16 protein-coding genes and 1 pseudogene are annotated in these 17,311 nt (G+C 42.7%); 2 read left to right on the top strand and 15 right to left on the bottom strand.

What is annotated here, in order from left to right:
- Positions 1–333, top strand: a pseudogene (locus ACF8FD_RS05860) (hypothetical protein); the annotation flags it as partial.
- A gap of 38 nt (positions 334–371) precedes the next feature.
- On the opposite strand, the gene ACF8FD_RS05855 reads toward ACF8FD_RS05860, so the two are convergent.
- The 4 genes from ACF8FD_RS05855 to ACF8FD_RS05840 all read right to left on the bottom strand — a co-directional run bounded on the left by ACF8FD_RS05855 (position 372) and on the right by ACF8FD_RS05840 (position 4,250).
- The gene (locus ACF8FD_RS05855; protein ID WP_234304600.1) at positions 372–659 is read right to left on the bottom strand and encodes an endonuclease domain-containing protein; all 288 of its coding nucleotides are present in this window, start codon (positions 657–659) and stop codon (positions 372–374) included.
- Positions 660–1,031: 372 nt separating this feature from the next.
- Entirely contained in the window at positions 1,032–2,222 is a 1,191-nt protein-coding gene (locus ACF8FD_RS05850) for a molecular chaperone DnaJ (protein WP_279679169.1), read from the bottom strand.
- An 88-nt stretch (positions 2,223–2,310) separates the two neighbouring features.
- Complete coding sequence (locus ACF8FD_RS05845; RefSeq protein WP_234304598.1) at positions 2,311–3,333, bottom strand: molecular chaperone DnaJ; 1,023 nt, start codon at positions 3,331–3,333, stop codon at positions 2,311–2,313.
- Positions 3,334–3,488: 155 nt separating this feature from the next.
- Positions 3,489–4,250 (bottom strand): ferredoxin--NADP reductase, encoded by a 762-nt coding sequence (locus ACF8FD_RS05840; RefSeq protein WP_010327350.1) that lies wholly within the window; start codon positions 4,248–4,250, stop codon positions 3,489–3,491.
- 85 nt (positions 4,251–4,335) lie between these two features.
- Between ACF8FD_RS05840 and gigC the strand changes: the two genes are divergently transcribed.
- Positions 4,336–5,214, top strand: coding sequence for a LysR family transcriptional regulator GigC (gene gigC / locus ACF8FD_RS05835; protein ID WP_004695408.1), 879 nt, complete (start codon positions 4,336–4,338; stop codon positions 5,212–5,214).
- Positions 5,215–5,244: 30 nt separating this feature from the next.
- On the opposite strand, the gene ACF8FD_RS05830 is transcribed toward gigC, so the two are convergent.
- The 11 genes from ACF8FD_RS05830 to nuoG form a co-directional block, all read right to left on the bottom strand.
- Positions 5,245–5,976, bottom strand: a complete 732-nt coding sequence (locus tag ACF8FD_RS05830) for a cold shock domain-containing protein (protein WP_205667682.1) — start codon at positions 5,974–5,976, stop codon at positions 5,245–5,247.
- A gap of 121 nt (positions 5,977–6,097) precedes the next feature.
- A complete protein-coding gene (locus ACF8FD_RS05825) occupies positions 6,098–6,391 on the bottom strand; it encodes a cold shock domain-containing protein (protein WP_005400349.1) in 294 nt (97 codons plus the stop codon).
- An 81-nt stretch (positions 6,392–6,472) separates the two neighbouring features.
- Positions 6,473–7,108, bottom strand: a complete 636-nt coding sequence (upp, locus tag ACF8FD_RS05820) for a uracil phosphoribosyltransferase (protein ID WP_058870138.1) — start codon at positions 7,106–7,108, stop codon at positions 6,473–6,475.
- 122 nt (positions 7,109–7,230) lie between these two features.
- Positions 7,231–8,727: an NADH-quinone oxidoreductase subunit NuoN gene (gene nuoN, locus ACF8FD_RS05815; RefSeq protein WP_004982902.1), complete on the bottom strand. Its 1,497-nt coding sequence runs from the start codon at positions 8,725–8,727 to the stop codon at positions 7,231–7,233.
- A 3-nt stretch (positions 8,728–8,730) separates the two neighbouring features.
- Positions 8,731–10,338 carry an NADH-quinone oxidoreductase subunit M gene (nuoM, locus tag ACF8FD_RS05810; RefSeq protein WP_279679172.1) on the bottom strand — a complete coding sequence of 536 codons (1,608 nt, stop codon included), beginning with the start codon at positions 10,336–10,338 and terminating at the stop codon, positions 8,731–8,733.
- 7 nt (positions 10,339–10,345) lie between these two features.
- Complete coding sequence (nuoL, locus tag ACF8FD_RS05805; protein WP_094148762.1) at positions 10,346–12,235, bottom strand: NADH-quinone oxidoreductase subunit L; 1,890 nt, start codon at positions 12,233–12,235, stop codon at positions 10,346–10,348.
- Entirely contained in the window at positions 12,232–12,540 is a 309-nt protein-coding gene (gene nuoK, locus ACF8FD_RS05800; RefSeq protein ID WP_004695395.1) for an NADH-quinone oxidoreductase subunit NuoK, read from the bottom strand. The genes nuoL and nuoK overlap by 4 nt, the downstream gene beginning before the upstream one ends.
- Positions 12,540–13,058, bottom strand: coding sequence for an NADH-quinone oxidoreductase subunit J (gene nuoJ / locus ACF8FD_RS05795; protein ID WP_171056751.1), 519 nt, complete (start codon positions 13,056–13,058; stop codon positions 12,540–12,542). Before nuoJ ends, nuoK begins: the two co-directional genes overlap by 1 nt.
- On the bottom strand, positions 13,058–13,600 hold the full coding sequence (gene nuoI, locus ACF8FD_RS05790; RefSeq protein WP_058870142.1) for an NADH-quinone oxidoreductase subunit NuoI: 543 nt from the start codon (positions 13,598–13,600) through the stop codon (positions 13,058–13,060). The genes nuoJ and nuoI overlap by 1 nt, the downstream gene beginning before the upstream one ends.
- A 16-nt stretch (positions 13,601–13,616) precedes the next feature.
- On the bottom strand, positions 13,617–14,624 hold the full coding sequence (gene nuoH / locus ACF8FD_RS05785) for an NADH-quinone oxidoreductase subunit NuoH (protein WP_004695391.1): 1,008 nt from the start codon (positions 14,622–14,624) through the stop codon (positions 13,617–13,619).
- A 3-nt stretch (positions 14,625–14,627) separates the two neighbouring features.
- On the bottom strand, positions 14,628–17,309 hold the full coding sequence (nuoG, locus tag ACF8FD_RS05780; RefSeq protein WP_234304597.1) for an NADH-quinone oxidoreductase subunit NuoG: 2,682 nt from the start codon (positions 17,307–17,309) through the stop codon (positions 14,628–14,630).
- Between the last annotated feature and the right edge of the window lie 2 nt (positions 17,310–17,311).

Genomic DNA, 17,311 nt, shown 5'->3' with positions numbered 1-17,311 from the left:
AAAGCCTCTCTAATGTACTCTTGGTCTAAATGGGGAAATAAAAAAGATGTTCAAGATTGGTTAAACTCTATGACCACTGATATTACAGCTATGATCAATGTTTTATCAAAGTTTATTCAAACTAGTCATGTTTACACCAGCGGTGACTACACGTCCTCTCAACATTCTTCTATTAAGATAGATACGGTCGAAGAATTTTTTGAAATTAGTAAAATACAAGAACTGATTAAATCTGCTGATTTATCTTTACTATCTGATAACGAAAGAGAAATAATAACTATGTTCAATAAAGGAATTGAAAATAGAGTAAATGGCATAGATGATGATTTTTAATAATTAATCATCATTCCTCCTCTCCTTATAGGAGAGGGTTAGGTAGAGGTGCTTTTGCTTTTCAATTCAAAACACACTCGCCACAAATCCTCCAACACCACAACCGTCCGCCCTAACACATCATAATTCCAATACCGCACAACGGTTAAACCCAAAGCCTCTAAAAACTTGGTGCGTTCAGCATCATATTCAATGGCATCATCCATTCCATACTGACTACCATCTAACTCAATAACCAAACCAATTTCATAACAGTAAAAATCCACAATATACGGCTCAATCACATGCTGTCCGCAAGGAGGTGAGGGAAAATCAAAGTCCCCCATGCCCCAACAACATCTCCACCCCCACTCACTTTTTTCATATACACATGCTCGGCTTTTACTTTTTTTGCTTATCCATCAGAGATACGCAAAGCCATCTACGCCACCAAAGCAATCAAGTCATTAAAGATGGAAAATACGCTAATCGATCAAAAGCGTAAAGTCTTTCCAACGGAGATGCTGTGCGTAACGTGATTTATCTAGCAATTGTGATGCAGCGTCTAAAAAGTGAAATACGCTTATCTTGCGCTGCTGTGCAGCTCATGGCGTTTAGCCATGAGCCGCGTTATTATTGAATTTGTTGACCGCCCCTAAGCAATCACCTTTAATTGATGAAAATCAATTACACAAAATTATTTACAGGCTCAACCCACTTTAAAAATTAAATGACCAGCCGAATGCTCTATTTTTAAGTAAGTTTTTTAAACAATCAAAATCCTTATAACTATTTAAACACTGTTCATCTTGCAATAGCTTTCTTCGAATTTCTGTCAAATCATATTGGTACTTCTTAGCCAAATCAGCAGGTTTAAAAGTCTGTTTATAAAAACCAGAGCTTTCCCAATCAAATGAGTAAATAATGTGATCTAACTCAATTTGCAATTGTTCAATTTGATCTTCTAGCAATAGATTATAAGATTTCAAATGTTCATTTGCGATTTTAACTGCTTGTTTTTGATCACCTTGTTCTGTATAAGCACGTAACTTTAACAGCGTAAGTAAATCTTTTTCTTCAAGTGCAGTATTTGCTTGCTGCAAAAGCTCAGTTTTCTCTATACGTTTTTGCTCATCTCTTTCGCGGTCAGGATGGATCACAGAGGCAATTTTTAAATAAATGCTTTTTAATGACTGCCCTGCCATTTTTTTTGCATCTTCAAGTTGCATTTGCTTCTTTAAAATTTTCTTTTTTTCTTTTTCTGCAAACTTTTGATATGCCTCACGTTCATGATCATTAAGTTGATTTTGAATGAAATCAGCTTCCTCTCGATCAAATTTTTCTTTTACTTTTTGCATAAACTCTTCAAGATTTTCGAGATCAAAATCAAAGTCAATCCAGTCCTCAGACACACCCAATTGATCTGCAAGAATTTCTTTCATCACTTGTTTTTGCATCATTTCATCAACATCATGCTCTGAATGAAAATCATCCTCTGTATCATCTACTTGTGATGTAGGCAAATGATCATGGTCTTCTAAAATTTTGTAAAATTGAGCAATGACGATGGTCAATTTATGTTGTTCTTCAGACAGATTGGGATTATTTAAAAGTTGACTCACTAAAATTGAGATTTTTTTATCTAAACGCTCTAAATGGGTTTTAGCAAATTTATGCGATTGTTTATATTGCCAAAGTACCTCTAGTTGACTAAATAAAACTTGGTGCCATTGGGCATATAATGGCAAGAGTTCAAAACTTGCATCCTCCTGTACTTTTTGTTGTGCTTGTTGCCACTCAACCAAAGAGAGTTGTAATTTCTCAATTTTTTGAATATGACGATTAAACTTTTTTTGTTGTGGGGATAAATTTTCAGTTTCTTGATACAAACTTAAATCTAAAATGCTCATGACTTTATTTCAATACAAATGCGATTTGACTCAATATTTTAACAGAAAGCATGCCTACGACTATTTGTTTAAAAAGTAAAATCTTATCTCATAGAACCCCATGCTCCATCAATATCTTCATCCCACTCACCTTTTTCATATGCTTTAAACGTTCCTTTTCCCACTTCAACTGCTGTTTTAACTCGGTAGCATCCTGATCTATGACCTTATACACATCACTCATTTTGAGCTGTTTGGTATTGATATGACTACTCAAGTGAAAAGACGCAAAGATCTCATCTAATTGACCTTGTAAACTCTGACTCTGCGCTTCCAAAGACAACTGATAAAACTTCACTTGTTCCGAACTTAAAGCTTTTGAGCTTAGGCCTTTATTGGTCTCTAGCTTTAACTGGAGTTTCAATAGATAAAATAAATCCTGCTCTGCGTAAGCTTCATTGACCGTCTGCAAAAGTTCGGTCTTCTCTAACTTCTTCGTTTCGTCAGGTTCACGGTCAGGGTGAATCATCGCGGTAATTTTTAAATACACCGTTTTCAGTGACTGCGCTGCCATTTTGGCGGCTTGCTCGCGTTTTTCTTGTTGTTTTAACTGCTTGGCACGTTCTCGCTCTGCTTCATATTGGGCAGAATCGTATTCATAATTTTCCCAGTCTACATCCACGTTTTGTTCTACTATTTCAGCGAGGTCATGATTTTGTATTGAGTTCGCTTTGGTTTTCTTCGAGCGTATATGCTCTGCATGCTGCATATAGAAAGTATCAATTTTCTCTACTTGCTCTTTCTGCGCTGAAGTTAGCATTTGTGATTTTCTTAGCATCTTGGCTAAAGCGGCTATTTTGGTGTCAATCTGCGCCAGATCAACTTTGCTAAAGCCATCGCTGGCTAAGTGATTCCATAGAGTATCAAGCTGTGCAAATAAAACCGTGTGTAACTCGCTATACACAGGTAAAAGCTTACTGCGCGTATAGTTTTGAATATCGGCTTGCGCATTTTTCCATGCTGCCAGTTCTTGTTTTTGTTGTTCAATCTGGTCAATTAAGCGATTTAATTTTTTCTGCTGCGGGCTAAGCCTCGCCTCTGGCTGAGCCGTCGTTTTTAACGCTGAAGACATAACCCATCCAATCCAATACAAAGGAGAAATTATAGCGCGATCTTAACGCACAAGCAGTGCTACTCTCTTTGAGCCAAGTTTAAAATCTGAGTGATTCAAATTTTGAGTGAAAAAAAGCCCATCATTCGATGAGCCTTTTATTTAGCGAAATAGCTTTACCAATAGTTTTCGACCGCAATATTCCCTTCACCACGGCGGTTCATGGTCAGGCCACGTGCTTTTAATGCCTCTTTGGTATCTTCGACCATTTGCGGGTTACCACACAGCATCACATGGCTGGTTTCAGGGTTTAGACTTAAACCAACTGCTTTTTCCAAATCACCATTTTCAATCAGTACAGGTAAGCGGTCATGCAGTGGCGCATGCGGATCACGGGTAATAATCGGCACAAATTTAAAGCCTGTATGACCCTCACCAAAAGTCTCTGCAATTTCTTGAATACGTGTTGCATACGCCAATTCAGAGGCTGTACGTACGCTATAGACCAGTGTAATGCTCTCGTACTTCGACCACGTCTCAAAGTCTTGCAACATCGAAATAAAAGGTGCCAGCCCTGTGCCTGTGCCCAGTAACCACAAGTCTTTTGGTAACGGCAGTTGATAACGCGCCAAGGTCAAAAAGCCGTACGGAATCTTTTCGAGATAGATGTCATCATCGACTTTTAAGTGCTGTAAATTTGAGGTAAATGCACCTTCAGGCACCACAATCGAGAAAAACTCTAAAGTTTCATCAAAAGGAGAGGACACCACCGAATACGCTCGAACCACCAATTCATCACCCACTTTGATGCCAATACGGGCAAATTGTCCTGCGGTAAACTTAAAATGTGCAGGTCGCGTCATGGTGAAGCTAAAAAGTGTATTGGTCCAACGGTGTACGGATAAAACCTTTTCTAGGCTAAATTTTTCAATTGACATGATTTCAGCGTGGCATCAAAGACGTTGCTCATGTTAGCATGACCACATAATTTGTTAATATTTTTTAAATGTTAAGGCTATATTCATGCGCATGACTTTACGCCAGTTGGCGGTTTTTGTAGCAGTTGCTCAAGAAGGCACAGTAACCAAAGCCAGTGATGCGGTTCGACTCACCCAGAGTGCTGCGAGTATGGCTTTAGCAGATCTAGAGGACGGTTTAGGGGCTCCACTGTTTGACCGTCTAGGTAAGCGTCTTCAGCTCAATGATCTGGGTCGTTTCCTGCTGCCACAAGCTTTAGAAATTTTGGGTCGCTGTGATGCTTTCGAGCAAGCCGCTAAAGGTGAGTTACAAAGCATTGATTTACGTTTGGGTGCAACCCTGACCATCAGTGACTACCTCATGCCTGACCTGATGGCTGACTTTTTACAAATTCAGCCTCAGGCTCATTTACAGCTGCAAGTTGGCAACACTCGCCAAATGATTGAGGCGGTGAATCAGTTCCAACTAGATTTGGCCCTGATTGAAGGCTCTTGTCACTTGCCACAGCTCCAGTGTATTCACTGGCGTGACGATGAATTAGCGGTCTGCTGTGCACCAGAACATCCGTTGGCACAGTTAAATCGTACATTAACGCCTGAAGACTTTAAATCGGTCGAGTGGATCTTGCGCGAAGAAGGTTCAGGTACACGTGAAGTGTTTGATAATGCTATTTTAAAAGACTTGCCTGATGCCAACATCCGTCTGACCTTGGGTCATAATGAAGCGATTTTAAAAATCGTGGCGGGTGGTTTAGGGATGTCCTGTATTTCAAAGCTGGCAACTGAACCTTTGCGCGAAAAAGGCCAGTTGGTGGTACTTGATACGCCGTTCTGGTCTCTAACACGTCCACTGTTCATGTTGGTACATCGTCAGAAGTACCAAGGCCCAGGACTCAAAGCCTTTATGAAATTCTGCGAAAAATAAGTAAGCAAAAAGCACCCGAGGGTGCTTTTTTTATTTCCCAAATTGGCGCTCACAAGGCTCACCATCATTGTTCCCATCCATTTTGGTATTTGGACAATTCCTTAAGAAATAAACCGCTTCTTCATAAGAACGCATTTGGGAGCAATGGGTTCGTCCATCGCATTTAAACTGTCCAGTGCTGACAGGTAAACGACCATTTTGTTTATCAATGCTCTGCGTCACACGTTCCGAGCGAGGTTGATTGGTCTGATGCAGACCTGCATCTAAATTACGCTTCCCTTGCTCAGATAGGATTTGATCGGGCAACTTTCCTAAAGCTTTACGCTGTTCTTCTACAATCTGTTGCTGCTCGAGCATCAACTGTTCAGCTTTACGCTGTTTTTCTGCACTATAACTTTGATATTTCCCATAGGTCAAAAAGCCCAGTATTACAACGATGATGATCCCAATCACGGTGATGATGGTACTTTTATGCCCTGCCTCATGGTAACGTGGTGAGGCCTGGGTACGTGCTTTTTTCTTATTTGATGATGTCGTGACTTTACTTTCTGAGGTCAGACCGAGCCGCTGGATATTGCCAGCCTTAAACTTGCCTTGGTCTTCTACAATCATAAACTGAAGCGCTTCACCAATCTTGGGTTCAATGTTGTGCTGTGGCAAATCTTTGATATGAAAAAACACATCATCAATATCCGCTTCCACTTCAATGAAACCAAAACCACGTGGGGTACTAAAGCTTTTGATTTTTCCTTTCAGAAACATAATCTGCTCTATTCAATTGTATTTTTCGTATTGTAATCAATAAAAAAGAGGCTAAAAAGCCTCTTTGCTTCAAAATGCAAAGATTAATCTTTGCACGATTGAACTCTGAATCAACGCTGACTTAGCGTCGAAAATTAGACAATAAATCTGTGGTGATCGATTTATTATGACTTGAGACTTTCGATTTCTTGGCTTTGGCAGAGTTGTCTTCAACACGCTCAATTTTAATCGCTTTATAGCGATCGCCATTTTCAACCACATTAAACTTCACGCGTTCATTGCGTTTCGGCTCACCTGAGTCTGCAGGAAAATCCGAGATATGAAAAAATACGTCGCCTTCAGGTGAGGAAATAAAGCCAAAACCTTTGTCAGCGTTATATTGCTTAACTTTTCCTTGATATTGCTCGGCCTTCATAAACAGATCCTAATATGTACACGCTTTGTTGTAGTATATAAAAAAGAGGCTATAAAAGCCTCTTTTTGCTGGGGCTCAATCTTAATCTTTTTGAACTGAACCAAAGATTTTATCGCCCGCATCGCCTAGACCCGGCACGATATAACCATTGGCATTTAAGCCTTGGTCAATTGAAGCCGTGAAAATAGTGACGTCTGGGTGCGCATCCAAAACACGTTTAATGCCTTCAGGCGCCGCAACCAATACCATCACACGAATGTCTTTACAGCCACTTGCTTTCAATACATCAATCGCAGCAACCAATGAAGAACCAGTGGCAAGCATCGGATCGATGATCATCGCTAAACGGTTCTGTACATCTGGAACTAATTTTTTGTAATAAGTACGTGCTTCAAGCGTTTCTTCATCACGCTCTAAACCCAGTACAGACACTTTAGCACTTGGAATCAGGTTTAAGAAACCATCTAACATGCCAATACCCGCACGTAAAATTGGTACAACCGTGATTTTTTTACCCACAATGCGATCTACCGTTACTTTACCATTCCAACCATCAATTTCATGGTCGCAAACAGGTAAATCTTTGGTCGCTTCATAGGTCAACAGCATGGTCACTTCTTGAGCCAGCTCACGGAAGTTTTTAGTGCTGATATCTGCACGACGAAGAAGACCAAGCTTATGACGAATCAGTGGATGACGAATTTCATGGATAGCCACGGGAGAGCACCTAAAAGGTAAAATAAAATTCCTTACATTATAAAGCTTTTTATCGTGCGATAAAAACAAAAAAAGCCCCCAATTGATGGAGACTTTTTTGTTAAAACGAAACGTTTTTAAAATTAGTGCTGTTGAGAAAGCATAAAGTGGATTGGAGATAGAATCTCTGACTGAAGCGCTAACTTGATAATTGGATCTGGATAGATACCAATCACAAGCACTGCTGCCGCAGCTAAAAGCACCATAATACCACCCACTTTTTGACCCCAATGATCCACAGCGTCTACACGAGGTGCATCTGGTGGTGTCATGTACATAACAACCATCACACGGAGGTAGTAGTACAGACCAATACCAGAACCAACGATGATCATCGCAGCTAAGAACCAATGTTGAGTCGTTACCGCAGCCATGACCACAAGGAACTTACCAATGAAGCCCGCTGTCAAAGGAATACCCGCAAGCGATAGCATCATCACCGTTAATACGGCAGTCAACACTGGACGACGCCAGAATAGACCACGGTAGTCCGCTAAGCTTTCTGCTTCGTCTACGTTGTTGTATGGGCTAGACATCAATGCAACCGCACCGAATGCACCAATCGTAGTTAACACATAAGTGATCACATAGACCGATACGTTGCCAAGGCTTGCATAAGTCATGCTGATTAAACCAATCAACAAGTAACCAAAGTGCGCAATTGAAGAGTATGCCAAGATACGTTTCAAGTTCACTTGTTTCACTGCAAGGAAGTTACCCACCAAGATCGATAACACCGCAATCACGGTTAAGATCGTCACGATTGAGTCAACAAGGATCGCTCCTGAGGTTAGGATGTAACGTACAAACAGACCAATTGTCGCTACTTTTGCAGCTGTAGCAAGGAATGTTGCGATCGGAGTTGGTGCACCTGCATAAACGTCTGGTGTCCATTTATGGAATGGCGCTAAAGACAGTTTGAATGCCACAGCAAAAACGATCAGGCCTAAACCTAAAAGTACCATTGGCTGTTGGATGTTTTGCATTAACGCTTGAACATTGTCATAGAACGACATTGAACCTGTGTACGCGTAAATATACGCCATACCCATCAACAACATTGCCGAAGCTGTTGCTGAAAGCACCAAGTACTTCACCCCTGCTTCTAAAGACTTAGAGCGCTGGTGTGTATAGGCCAATAAGCCATATACAGGAATCGACATCAACTCAAGGCTAATGAAGAACGATGCATAGTGAGAGCTTGCTACCATTAACATTGCACCAGTCACTGATGACAACATTAAGATATACAGTTCTTCACGGTTATCTTTATAGCTTTCAATATAGGCATGCGACAAAGTACAGCATGCCAAAGCCGCAATTAGAATAATCACTTGGTACAGCAAGGTGAACGCATCCACCATGAACATACCCATCACGTTCGCAGGTGCAAAAGCACCACCGAACATTGTGAATAGTACATATGCTGCTGCAAGGTTTAAGCCCACCACTGATGCTGTCGCAATTAAGTTATGGTTACGCTTAATTGCAGTAAGAATCATCACGACAATCGTTGTTAAAGCAACGATCATCACAGGAGCTAAAGGCATAAGCTCAGAAAATGACATTGTGAAGTTCATGACTTATTGCATCTCCACATTTTCGAGTTGAACAGTTGCTTGACTCGCAACGTCAACTACTTCTTGTACAGGAATGTAGCTGTTCGCTAACCACGCCATGCTTGAATTTGAAATATCAAGGAAGCTTTGTGGGTACAGACCAAGCCATAACAGACCGAAAGCACAGATTAACAAGATCACTACTTCACGCGTATTTAAGTCTTTCAATGGGTTGTTGTAGTGCTGCTGTTGTTCTTCGTTTGGCGTACCAAACAACGCTTTGTGGATCAGAATCAAGCCATAAAGACCTGCAAATACTAAGCTTACTGCCGCAAGAATAGTAAACACTGGGAATTTTGCATAAGAACCCATCAAGATCAGAAACTCACCAATGAAGTTACCTAGACCTGGAATACCTACAAGCGCCGCCACGAAGAACATGAGGAAGAATGCAAGATATGGGAACTGACCACGCATACCGCCCATCAAACGCATATCACGGGTATGAACACGCTCGTACACTTGACCACACATAATGAACAACGCAGCAGATGACAAGCCATGTGCCAACATCATGATCATCAAACCTTGGAAGGTTAAGATGTTACCTGCGTAAATCGCAAGTAAAACAAAGCCCATGTGTGAAATTGACGTATACGCAAGTAAACGTTTCATATCGGTTTGCTGGAAAGCACACCAAGCACCGTAGAAGATACCGATTAAACCGAAAATGATCGCGATGTCTGCAAACTGTGCAGAAGCCGCTGGGAAGAATGGAATCACAAAACGTAGTAAACCATATGCAGCGGTCTTAATTAAAATACCTGCAAGGTCAACCGAACCTGCTGTAGGTGCTTGTGCATGCGCATCTGGTAACCAGCCGTGTAATGGGAAAACTGGAAGTTTTACCGCAAAACCGACAAATAAACACAGCATGAATGCATAAGCAACGGTAGGTAATTCTTTGTCTAAAGTGTTGGCTACAGCTAATAAGTAGTTGTAATCAAAACCGATCATACCTGTCATCATGTAACCATAAACCACGAGGCCTAGGATACCGATCAACATAATAAGACCAGCGACTTGCGTATAGATAAAGAATTTGGTTGCAGCGTAAACACGTGATTTACCTTCTGCCCCTTTATGACCCCAAAGCGCGATCAAGAAGTAGATAGGTACAAGCATCATCTCCCAGAAGAAGAAGAACAAGAACATGTCAATCGCTAAGAATACACCGATCACACCACCCAAAGACCATAAAAGGTTTAAGTGGAAGAAACCAACATTCTTTTGAATTTCACCCCAAGAACAGCCGACAGCCAACACACCTAAAAGTGCCGTTAAGCCCACCATTAATAGAGATAGGCCATCCACCGCTAAATGGATGTTAATGCCTAAAGTTTGAATCCATGGCAACATGAATTCAGCAGACCACGATGGCACTTTCGCGCCAAGTTCGTAGTTAAATGTACCTGTTTGCCATAGCGCAACAGTTAAGCCCAAAGTAATGAGCATACCAATCAGCGCAATATAACGCGGCAGTTTGTCGTCGAGTTTGTCGACTAACCAACAAATAAAACCTGCAATGAACGGAACTAAGATCAGCGCGGGTAGAATCCAGTTGTTTGTGATTTCCATCTTATTTCCCCACGATCTGAGTTACGATCAAGACCATTAGTAATACAAAGATACCTAATGCCATGCTTGATGCGTAATCACGCAATGAACCCGTTTGACGTGAACTTGTGAAGCTATGACCACCTTTTACAAGTGCAGGCAAGACTAACCACAAACGATCAATTGGATCACGACCTAAAATCTTCGCAATAAGCAAATATGGTTTCACAAAAACGATGTCATAAAGCGCATCGAAGCCTAGTGCATTACGGCAAATGTTTGCAAGACCTGCACCCAATGACGTTTTAGCAAAGCCTTTCACTGCGCTATAAGCAAACGCAAACAAGACCACACCAATCACTAAACCAACCAATGCAATACCCACAGCGGTATATTCTGCGCTGTGCATACCATGTTCTAAAGCTTCAGGAATCACAAATGCTGGAATTTTTGCTGCATTTAAAATGCTTTCCACAGGTGCTTTAAGTGCCGCACCGACGAAAGTTGAAAGTACAGCAAGAATCGCCAAAGGTCCCCAGAATGTAATGCCTTTAATCGCATGATACGGTGTATTTTCTTTACCAAAGAACACAACCCAAATGAGACGGAATGTATAAATCGAGGTTAAGAAAGCACCTGCTACACCCACCCAATATAATGAGTTATATACTGCGATTGATTCACCTTGTACCCAAACTGCACCCAAGATCGCATCTTTCGAGAAGAAGCCAACGGTGATGAATGGAATCGCGGCCAATGCACCGCCACCAATGGCGAAACAAGCAAATAGGAATTTGTTCTTGTAGAACAAACCGCCCATCTTGAAGATGTTTTGTTCGTGGTGGTAAGCCAAAATCACTGCACCTGAAGACAAGAACAATAATGCCTTGAAGAATGCGTGAGTCAGCATGTGGAACAAGCCTGCTTGATAAGCTTCAGCACCCACAGCCATAAACATATAACCCAGCTGACTCATCGTTGAGTAAGCCAAAATACGTTTGATGTCGGTTTGAACCAATGCAGCAAAACCAGCCACTAACAACGTTACCGCACCTGTGATTGAGATAAACATCATCACTTCAGGCGCCATTTCAAACACGGTGTACATACGGCAGCACAGGTAAACACCTGCAGTTACCATCGTTGCAGCGTGGATCAATGCAGATACAGGTGTAGGACCTGCCATTGCATCGGCCAACCATGTTTGTAATGGGATCTGTGCAGATTTACCTGCCGCACCCAAGAACAACATCAGTGCTGTCCAAATGGTTAAAGATGAACTTTGTGTCATCACTGTTGGTGCAGCTGCAACCACTTCAGCAATGTTTAAAGTACCGAACTGTTGGTAAATTAAGAACAAAGCGATCAATAAGAAAACGTCACCGACACGTGTTACGGTAAATGCTTTAATTGCTGCAAAACCATTTGCAGGGTTTTGATAGTAGTAACCAATCAGCAAGTAAGAGCATAGACCTACGCCTTCCCAACCTAAGAACAATAATGCTAAGTTATCGCCCAATACGAGCAGCAACATGCTGGCAACGAACAGGTTGAAATAAGAGAAGAAACGCGCGAAGTCTTCTTCACCACGCATGTACCATGATGCAAAGATGTGAATCAGGAAACCCACACCCGTCACCATACCCATCATGAGCAGTGATAAACCGTCAAGATGTAAGCTAATGCCTGGGCTTAGGTTACCTACATTGAACCATGTCCAAAGATGTTGAACATAAGTCACTTTGCCATTATTAACAAAGTCTAGACCAGCGATCAAAGCAACCAATGCAGAAAGGCCAACCGCTCCCACACCAATAATGGCAGCGACATTTTCAGGAAGCTTGTTGCGACCTGCCGCTAAAAGGACAAAACCAATGAGCGGGAATAATACTGTTAAATATAAAAAACTCATCCGCGCATCTCACTAGCAGCATCCACATCCAAGTGATGGAAGCGATGGTAGAACTGAAGGACGATCGCAAGACCAATACAAGCCTCTGCCGCAGCAAGCGTTAAGATCAGAATAAACATGATTTGTCCGTCTGGTTGTACCCATGCACTACCAGCCAAAACAAACGCAAGCGCAGCTGCGTTCATCATGATTTCAAGGCTCATTAACATAAATAATAGATTGCGTCGCACCATCACACCGTAAAAACCCAGTGCAAAAAGAATGGTTGCAACAATCAAACCATGTTCTAAAGGGATGTTGCCCATTATTGTTTGTCCTCTTCTGCACCTGGTTCACGTTTGCCAAGATGGAATGCTGCAACCAACGCAGCAAGCAATAACATGGCAGCAACTTCAACCAATAATAAATAGTGAGTAAAGAGTGCTTGGCCAACGACTTTTGGACCCACAACTTCAGTACCCATAACAGGGCCAGCTGCTGTGTAGTCAGAGCCGAGCATCCACACCAACACCAAGCCCATTAAGAAGCTCATGAGTGCTGGATATGCCCAAGCAGACGATGTTAACCATTTACGTTCTTGTTCAACGGTGTGTTGACCAAGGTTTAACATCATCACTACGAATACGAATAACACCATGATCGCGCCTGCATAGACGATGATCTCAAGCGCGCCAGCAAATGGCGCACCCACGATCATAAACATGCCTGCAACTGCAAGAAGTGACACGATCAAGCTTAATAAAGCGTGTACAGGATTCGCGTTGGTCACAACACGAATCGTAGAAACGATGGCCACAAGTGCCATCAAATAAAATGGCCACATCATGGTAATAAGCTCCGTACATCAACTGGTGCGCTTTCACGCTGCGCTTGACCTTTGTCTTTTCCAGTTACAGCCATACCTGTTACGCGGTAGAAGTTGTATTCTGGGTATTTACCAGGACCTGAAATGAGTAGGTTTTCTTTCTCATACACCAAGTCTTGACGAACGTATTCACCCAACTCGAAATCTGGAGTCATTTGAATTGCAGTCGTCGGACATGCTTCTTCACACATACCGCAGAAAATACAACGTGAGAAGTTGATACGGAAAAACTCCGGATACCAACGACCATCTTCTTTTTCTGCTTTTTGTAATGAAATACAGCCAACAGGACATGCAACTGCACATAAGTTACACGCAACACAACGTTCTTCACCATCTGGGTCACGTGTTAACACGATACGACCACGGAAACGTGGTGGAACAATTTGTTCGGCTGGCACTTCTGGGTAAAGAATGGTGTCACGTTTACGTGTCACGTGTGAGAAAACCATCCACAGTGAACGTACGATTGACCCGAACCCAGCTAGAATTTTATACATTTTATTCTCCCTGCCCTTACCACAGAATCACTGCGCCAGTAACTAATAAGTTAACTAACGCTAATGGTAAGCAAATCTTCCAACCAAAGTTCATCACTTGGTCATAACGCGGACGCATAAGTGAACCACGAGCCAAGACAAACATCATCACAAAGAATGCTGTTTTGATAATGAACCAGAATACTGGTGGAATGAACGGAATATCGATGTTAAATGGCGCTAACCAACCACCGAAGAATAGCGTTACGATCAATGCAGAGATTAGAACTACGTTGACATATTCAGCAACGAAGAACATTCCCCATTTCATACCGCCGTACTCGACGTGGTAACCTTCCGCCAATTCTTGTTCTGCTTCTGGTTGGTCAAATGGGTGACGGTGAGTTACCGCAACACCTGCAACCACGAAGATTAAGAAACCTAAGAACTGTGGAATGACAAACCATACATCTTTTTGTGCTTCTACAATTTCACGCATATTGAATGAGCCTGCAATCGCAACCACACCCATCAATGAAATACCCAAGAACACTTCATACGAAATGGTTTGAGCTGCAGAACGTAGACCACCAAGCAATGCATATTTATTGTTTGATGACCAACCACCAAACAATACGGCATAGACGGCAATACCTGCCATTGCCATAAAGAACAATAGACCGATGCTCATGTCTGCAACACCTAAGTATGGTGATACAGGAATAACCATGAATGACATCACTGCTGTTGCCATGGCAACAGCAGGAGCTAAACGGAAAGTCAATTTGTCAGCAAACTTTGGTGTCCAGTCTTCTTTGAACATGATTTTCAACATGTCGGCAACGATCTGGAACATCCCCCCAGGACCTACACGGTTCGGACCATAACGGTCTTGCCATAAGCCCAGTAAGCGACGCTCAATAAAAGACATCAACGCAGCGATGAGTACTACAACGAGTAAAATCACAATCGCTTGAATGACTGAGTAGGCAATTGGCCAGTTCTCAGCCCAAAGCGGCGTTTGACGGATTAATTCTTGTTGCATGAATTACGCTCCTACCGCGACTGATACAGGCTCAGCAAGTGAAACCGTAGGTGCAAGACCAACTGGATAACCAATATAACCTGTAGGTAAATAATCAATCACTTGAACTGGAAGTACGATCGAAGTCTCACCTGCTTTCACAGTGATTTTTTGACCATCTTGAACATTCAAACGAGTTGCATCTTGCTCACCCACTGCAAAGACCGCTTCAGGAATACGCGATTCCATCGCAGGTGTTTTCACAGTAAATTCACCAGAAGCAAAAATGTGATGCATCGGCACTAAACGGAAGCTTTCAGGGTTTGCAACGATAACTGCTGGAGCAACGAAAGTACGTGCTGGGCGCTTCGATAAACGATCGAATAAACGCACACCCGAATCACCACCTTTTAAGTGACCACCCACGTTATCTTGGAATTTATTCCAAGCTTGCGGTGAGTTCCAACCTGCTGACCATGCAAATGGTACCAGTGGAGACGGAGTCTGGTTCCCAACATAACCTTCCATAGAGAATGTTAATGCAGAGTCGATATCTGTCGGTTGTTTCGGTTCATGCACGTTCAATGGTGCACGCATAGAGGTACGACCAGAGTAACGACGCGGTTCACGCGCAACTTTCAAACCATGGACACGGAAGCCCGCATCTGGAGCCACATCTTGAATCGCAGCAAGTGCAGGTACGTTTTTCGCAACTGACTCAATCACGTCATCAAGTAAGGTCCAAGAAATCGCTTTGCCCTTCACGCCGGTTTCAATGGCATGTAACCAGCGCCAAGATTCTTTAATCGCCAGTTCAGGTTTGTAGTAGCTCGGGTCATACACTTGGTAGAAACGTTGTGCACGGCCTTCTTGAGAGACAACCGTACCATCGCCTTCAGCAAATGATGCAGCAGAAAGTACGATATCCGCTTTCTTCACAGTTTCAGTTTCAGAGTGATCTAAAACAATCACGTCTTTACCAGAAAGTGCTGCTTCAACTTGTACCGCTGGCAAACGACGGAATAGATCATTTTCAACGATCACAACCGTGTCATAGTCTTGCGCAAACGCTTGTTCTAAGCTTTGGCCACCGAAGATTGCTAAGCCCATAGAGTTCACTTCAGGAACCGTCAAGGTTAAGCCAGCATTTCCACCAAGGTTTTGCGCAACTTGTGCAGCAGCTTCCATGATTGATGCGTCTTGTAAACTTGTACCTGAAATGATCAGTGGTTTCTTCGCCGCTTTCAATGTATCTGCAATGTTCTGAGCAAATGCTTTCGCATCATCCGCTAGACCAAGAATTGCATCACCTTTTACAGCCGAAGCAACGGCAAAACCTAAACGAGCGATGTCGTTTGGAGAAGCAACCACCTCACCTGCAGCAACATCAGCTAAGCGTGTTTGTGTTGCAGCGAGGATGAAAATCGGTGATTTCGCATCTTGAGCAATACGTTGTAGCGGCTCTGCTAACCAGTCTTGAGTACGACGTTCCGCAGCCATTTCTTTGGCTTTGTTTTTCGCCGCTTGACGAACAGACAAAGCCATACGTGGCGCAGTTTGTGTTAAGTCTTCACCCAAAATAAGCACAGCATCATAGCTTTCGATTTCACGCATACCTGGGTTATATACACCTTCGGTTTGCATAATCGATGCAGCCAATTCAACCAAGTTTTGCTCTTTTTGAGACATACCTGTTGAATAGTTCTCTTGACCAACTAATTCGCGAAGCGCGAAGTTCGACTCAAGTGATGCACGTGGAGAACCAATACCCAAAACTTTTTTGCCTTGGATATTTGCAATTACCGTATCTAATGCCTGATCTACAGAAACTGTAGTTGCTTCAGCACCATCACGGAACTGCGGTTGACGTGGACGATCTGCACGGTTCACATAACCTGTACCAAAACGACCTTTATCACACAAGAAGTATTGGTTTACTTCACCGTTGAAACGGTTTTCGACACGACGAAGTTCGCCATAACGCTCACCCGGAGAAATGTTACAACCCGAAGAACAGCCTTGGCATACGCTTGGCGCATACTGCATGTCCCACTTACGGTTATAGCGTTCTGAGTGAGTTTTGTCGGTGAATACACCTGTCGGACATACTTCAGTCAAGTTACCCGAGAATTCAGACTCTAAAGTGCCTGACTCAGGGCGACCAAAGTAAACACGTGACGCGCTTGCGTACACACCAAAGTCAGTACCACCCGCATAGTCGTTGTAGTAACGAACACAACGGTAACATGCGATACAACGGTTCATTTCGTGTGAAATGAATGAGCCCAGCTCTTGGTTGTAGTGTGTACGTTTAGTGAAACGGTAACGACGACGGTCGTGTTGAGTCATCACGGTCATATCTTGTAAATGACAGTGACCACCTTCTTCACAGACTGGGCAGTCGTGTGGGTGATTCGTCATCAAGAACTCAACAATTGACGCACGGAAGTCTTTCGCTTCTTTGTCTTCAATCGAGATGTAGGTATTGTCAGATGCAGGCGTCATACATGACATGACTAAACGACCACGCGTATCTTCAGGATTCGCATATTGAGTCACAGCACATTGACGGCAAGAACCGACAGAACCTAAGGATGGATGCCAACAAAAGTACGGGATATCAATACCCAAAGACAAACATGCTTGCAGCAAGTTCTCTGAGCCATTGACTTCGTACGATTTGCCATCGACATGAATTGTAGCCATAG

Source organism: Acinetobacter sp. TYF_19 (assembly GCF_043105125.1).
Lineage (GTDB): Bacteria > Pseudomonadota > Gammaproteobacteria > Pseudomonadales > Moraxellaceae > Acinetobacter > Acinetobacter johnsonii.
This window is presented reverse-complemented; position numbering and strand designations above follow the sequence as displayed.

Coding starts and splice junctions, on each gene's coding strand:
- ACF8FD_RS05855 (WP_234304600.1), bottom strand. CDS start 659: ATGGGGGACTTTGATTTTCCCTCACCTCCTTGCGGACAGCATGTGATT.
- ACF8FD_RS05850 (WP_279679169.1), bottom strand. CDS start 2,222: ATGAGCATTTTAGATTTAAGTTTGTATCAAGAAACTGAAAATTTATCC.
- ACF8FD_RS05845 (WP_234304598.1), bottom strand. CDS start 3,333: ATGTCTTCAGCGTTAAAAACGACGGCTCAGCCAGAGGCGAGGCTTAGC.
- ACF8FD_RS05840 (WP_010327350.1), bottom strand. CDS start 4,250: ATGTCAATTGAAAAATTTAGCCTAGAAAAGGTTTTATCCGTACACCGT.
- gigC (WP_004695408.1), top strand. CDS start 4,336: ATGCGCATGACTTTACGCCAGTTGGCGGTTTTTGTAGCAGTTGCTCAA.
- ACF8FD_RS05830 (WP_205667682.1), bottom strand. CDS start 5,976: ATGTTTCTGAAAGGAAAAATCAAAAGCTTTAGTACCCCACGTGGTTTT.
- ACF8FD_RS05825 (WP_005400349.1), bottom strand. CDS start 6,391: ATGAAGGCCGAGCAATATCAAGGAAAAGTTAAGCAATATAACGCTGAC.
- nuoN (WP_004982902.1), bottom strand. CDS start 8,727: ATGAACTTCACAATGTCATTTTCTGAGCTTATGCCTTTAGCTCCTGTG.
- nuoL (WP_094148762.1), bottom strand. CDS start 12,235: ATGAGTTTTTTATATTTAACAGTATTATTCCCGCTCATTGGTTTTGTC.
- nuoK (WP_004695395.1), bottom strand. CDS start 12,540: ATGGGCAACATCCCTTTAGAACATGGTTTGATTGTTGCAACCATTCTT.
- nuoJ (WP_171056751.1), bottom strand. CDS start 13,058: ATGTGGCCATTTTATTTGATGGCACTTGTGGCCATCGTTTCTACGATT.
- nuoI (WP_058870142.1), bottom strand. CDS start 13,600: ATGTATAAAATTCTAGCTGGGTTCGGGTCAATCGTACGTTCACTGTGG.
- nuoH (WP_004695391.1), bottom strand. CDS start 14,624: ATGCAACAAGAATTAATCCGTCAAACGCCGCTTTGGGCTGAGAACTGG.
- nuoG (WP_234304597.1), bottom strand. CDS start 17,309: ATGGCTACAATTCATGTCGATGGCAAATCGTACGAAGTCAATGGCTCA.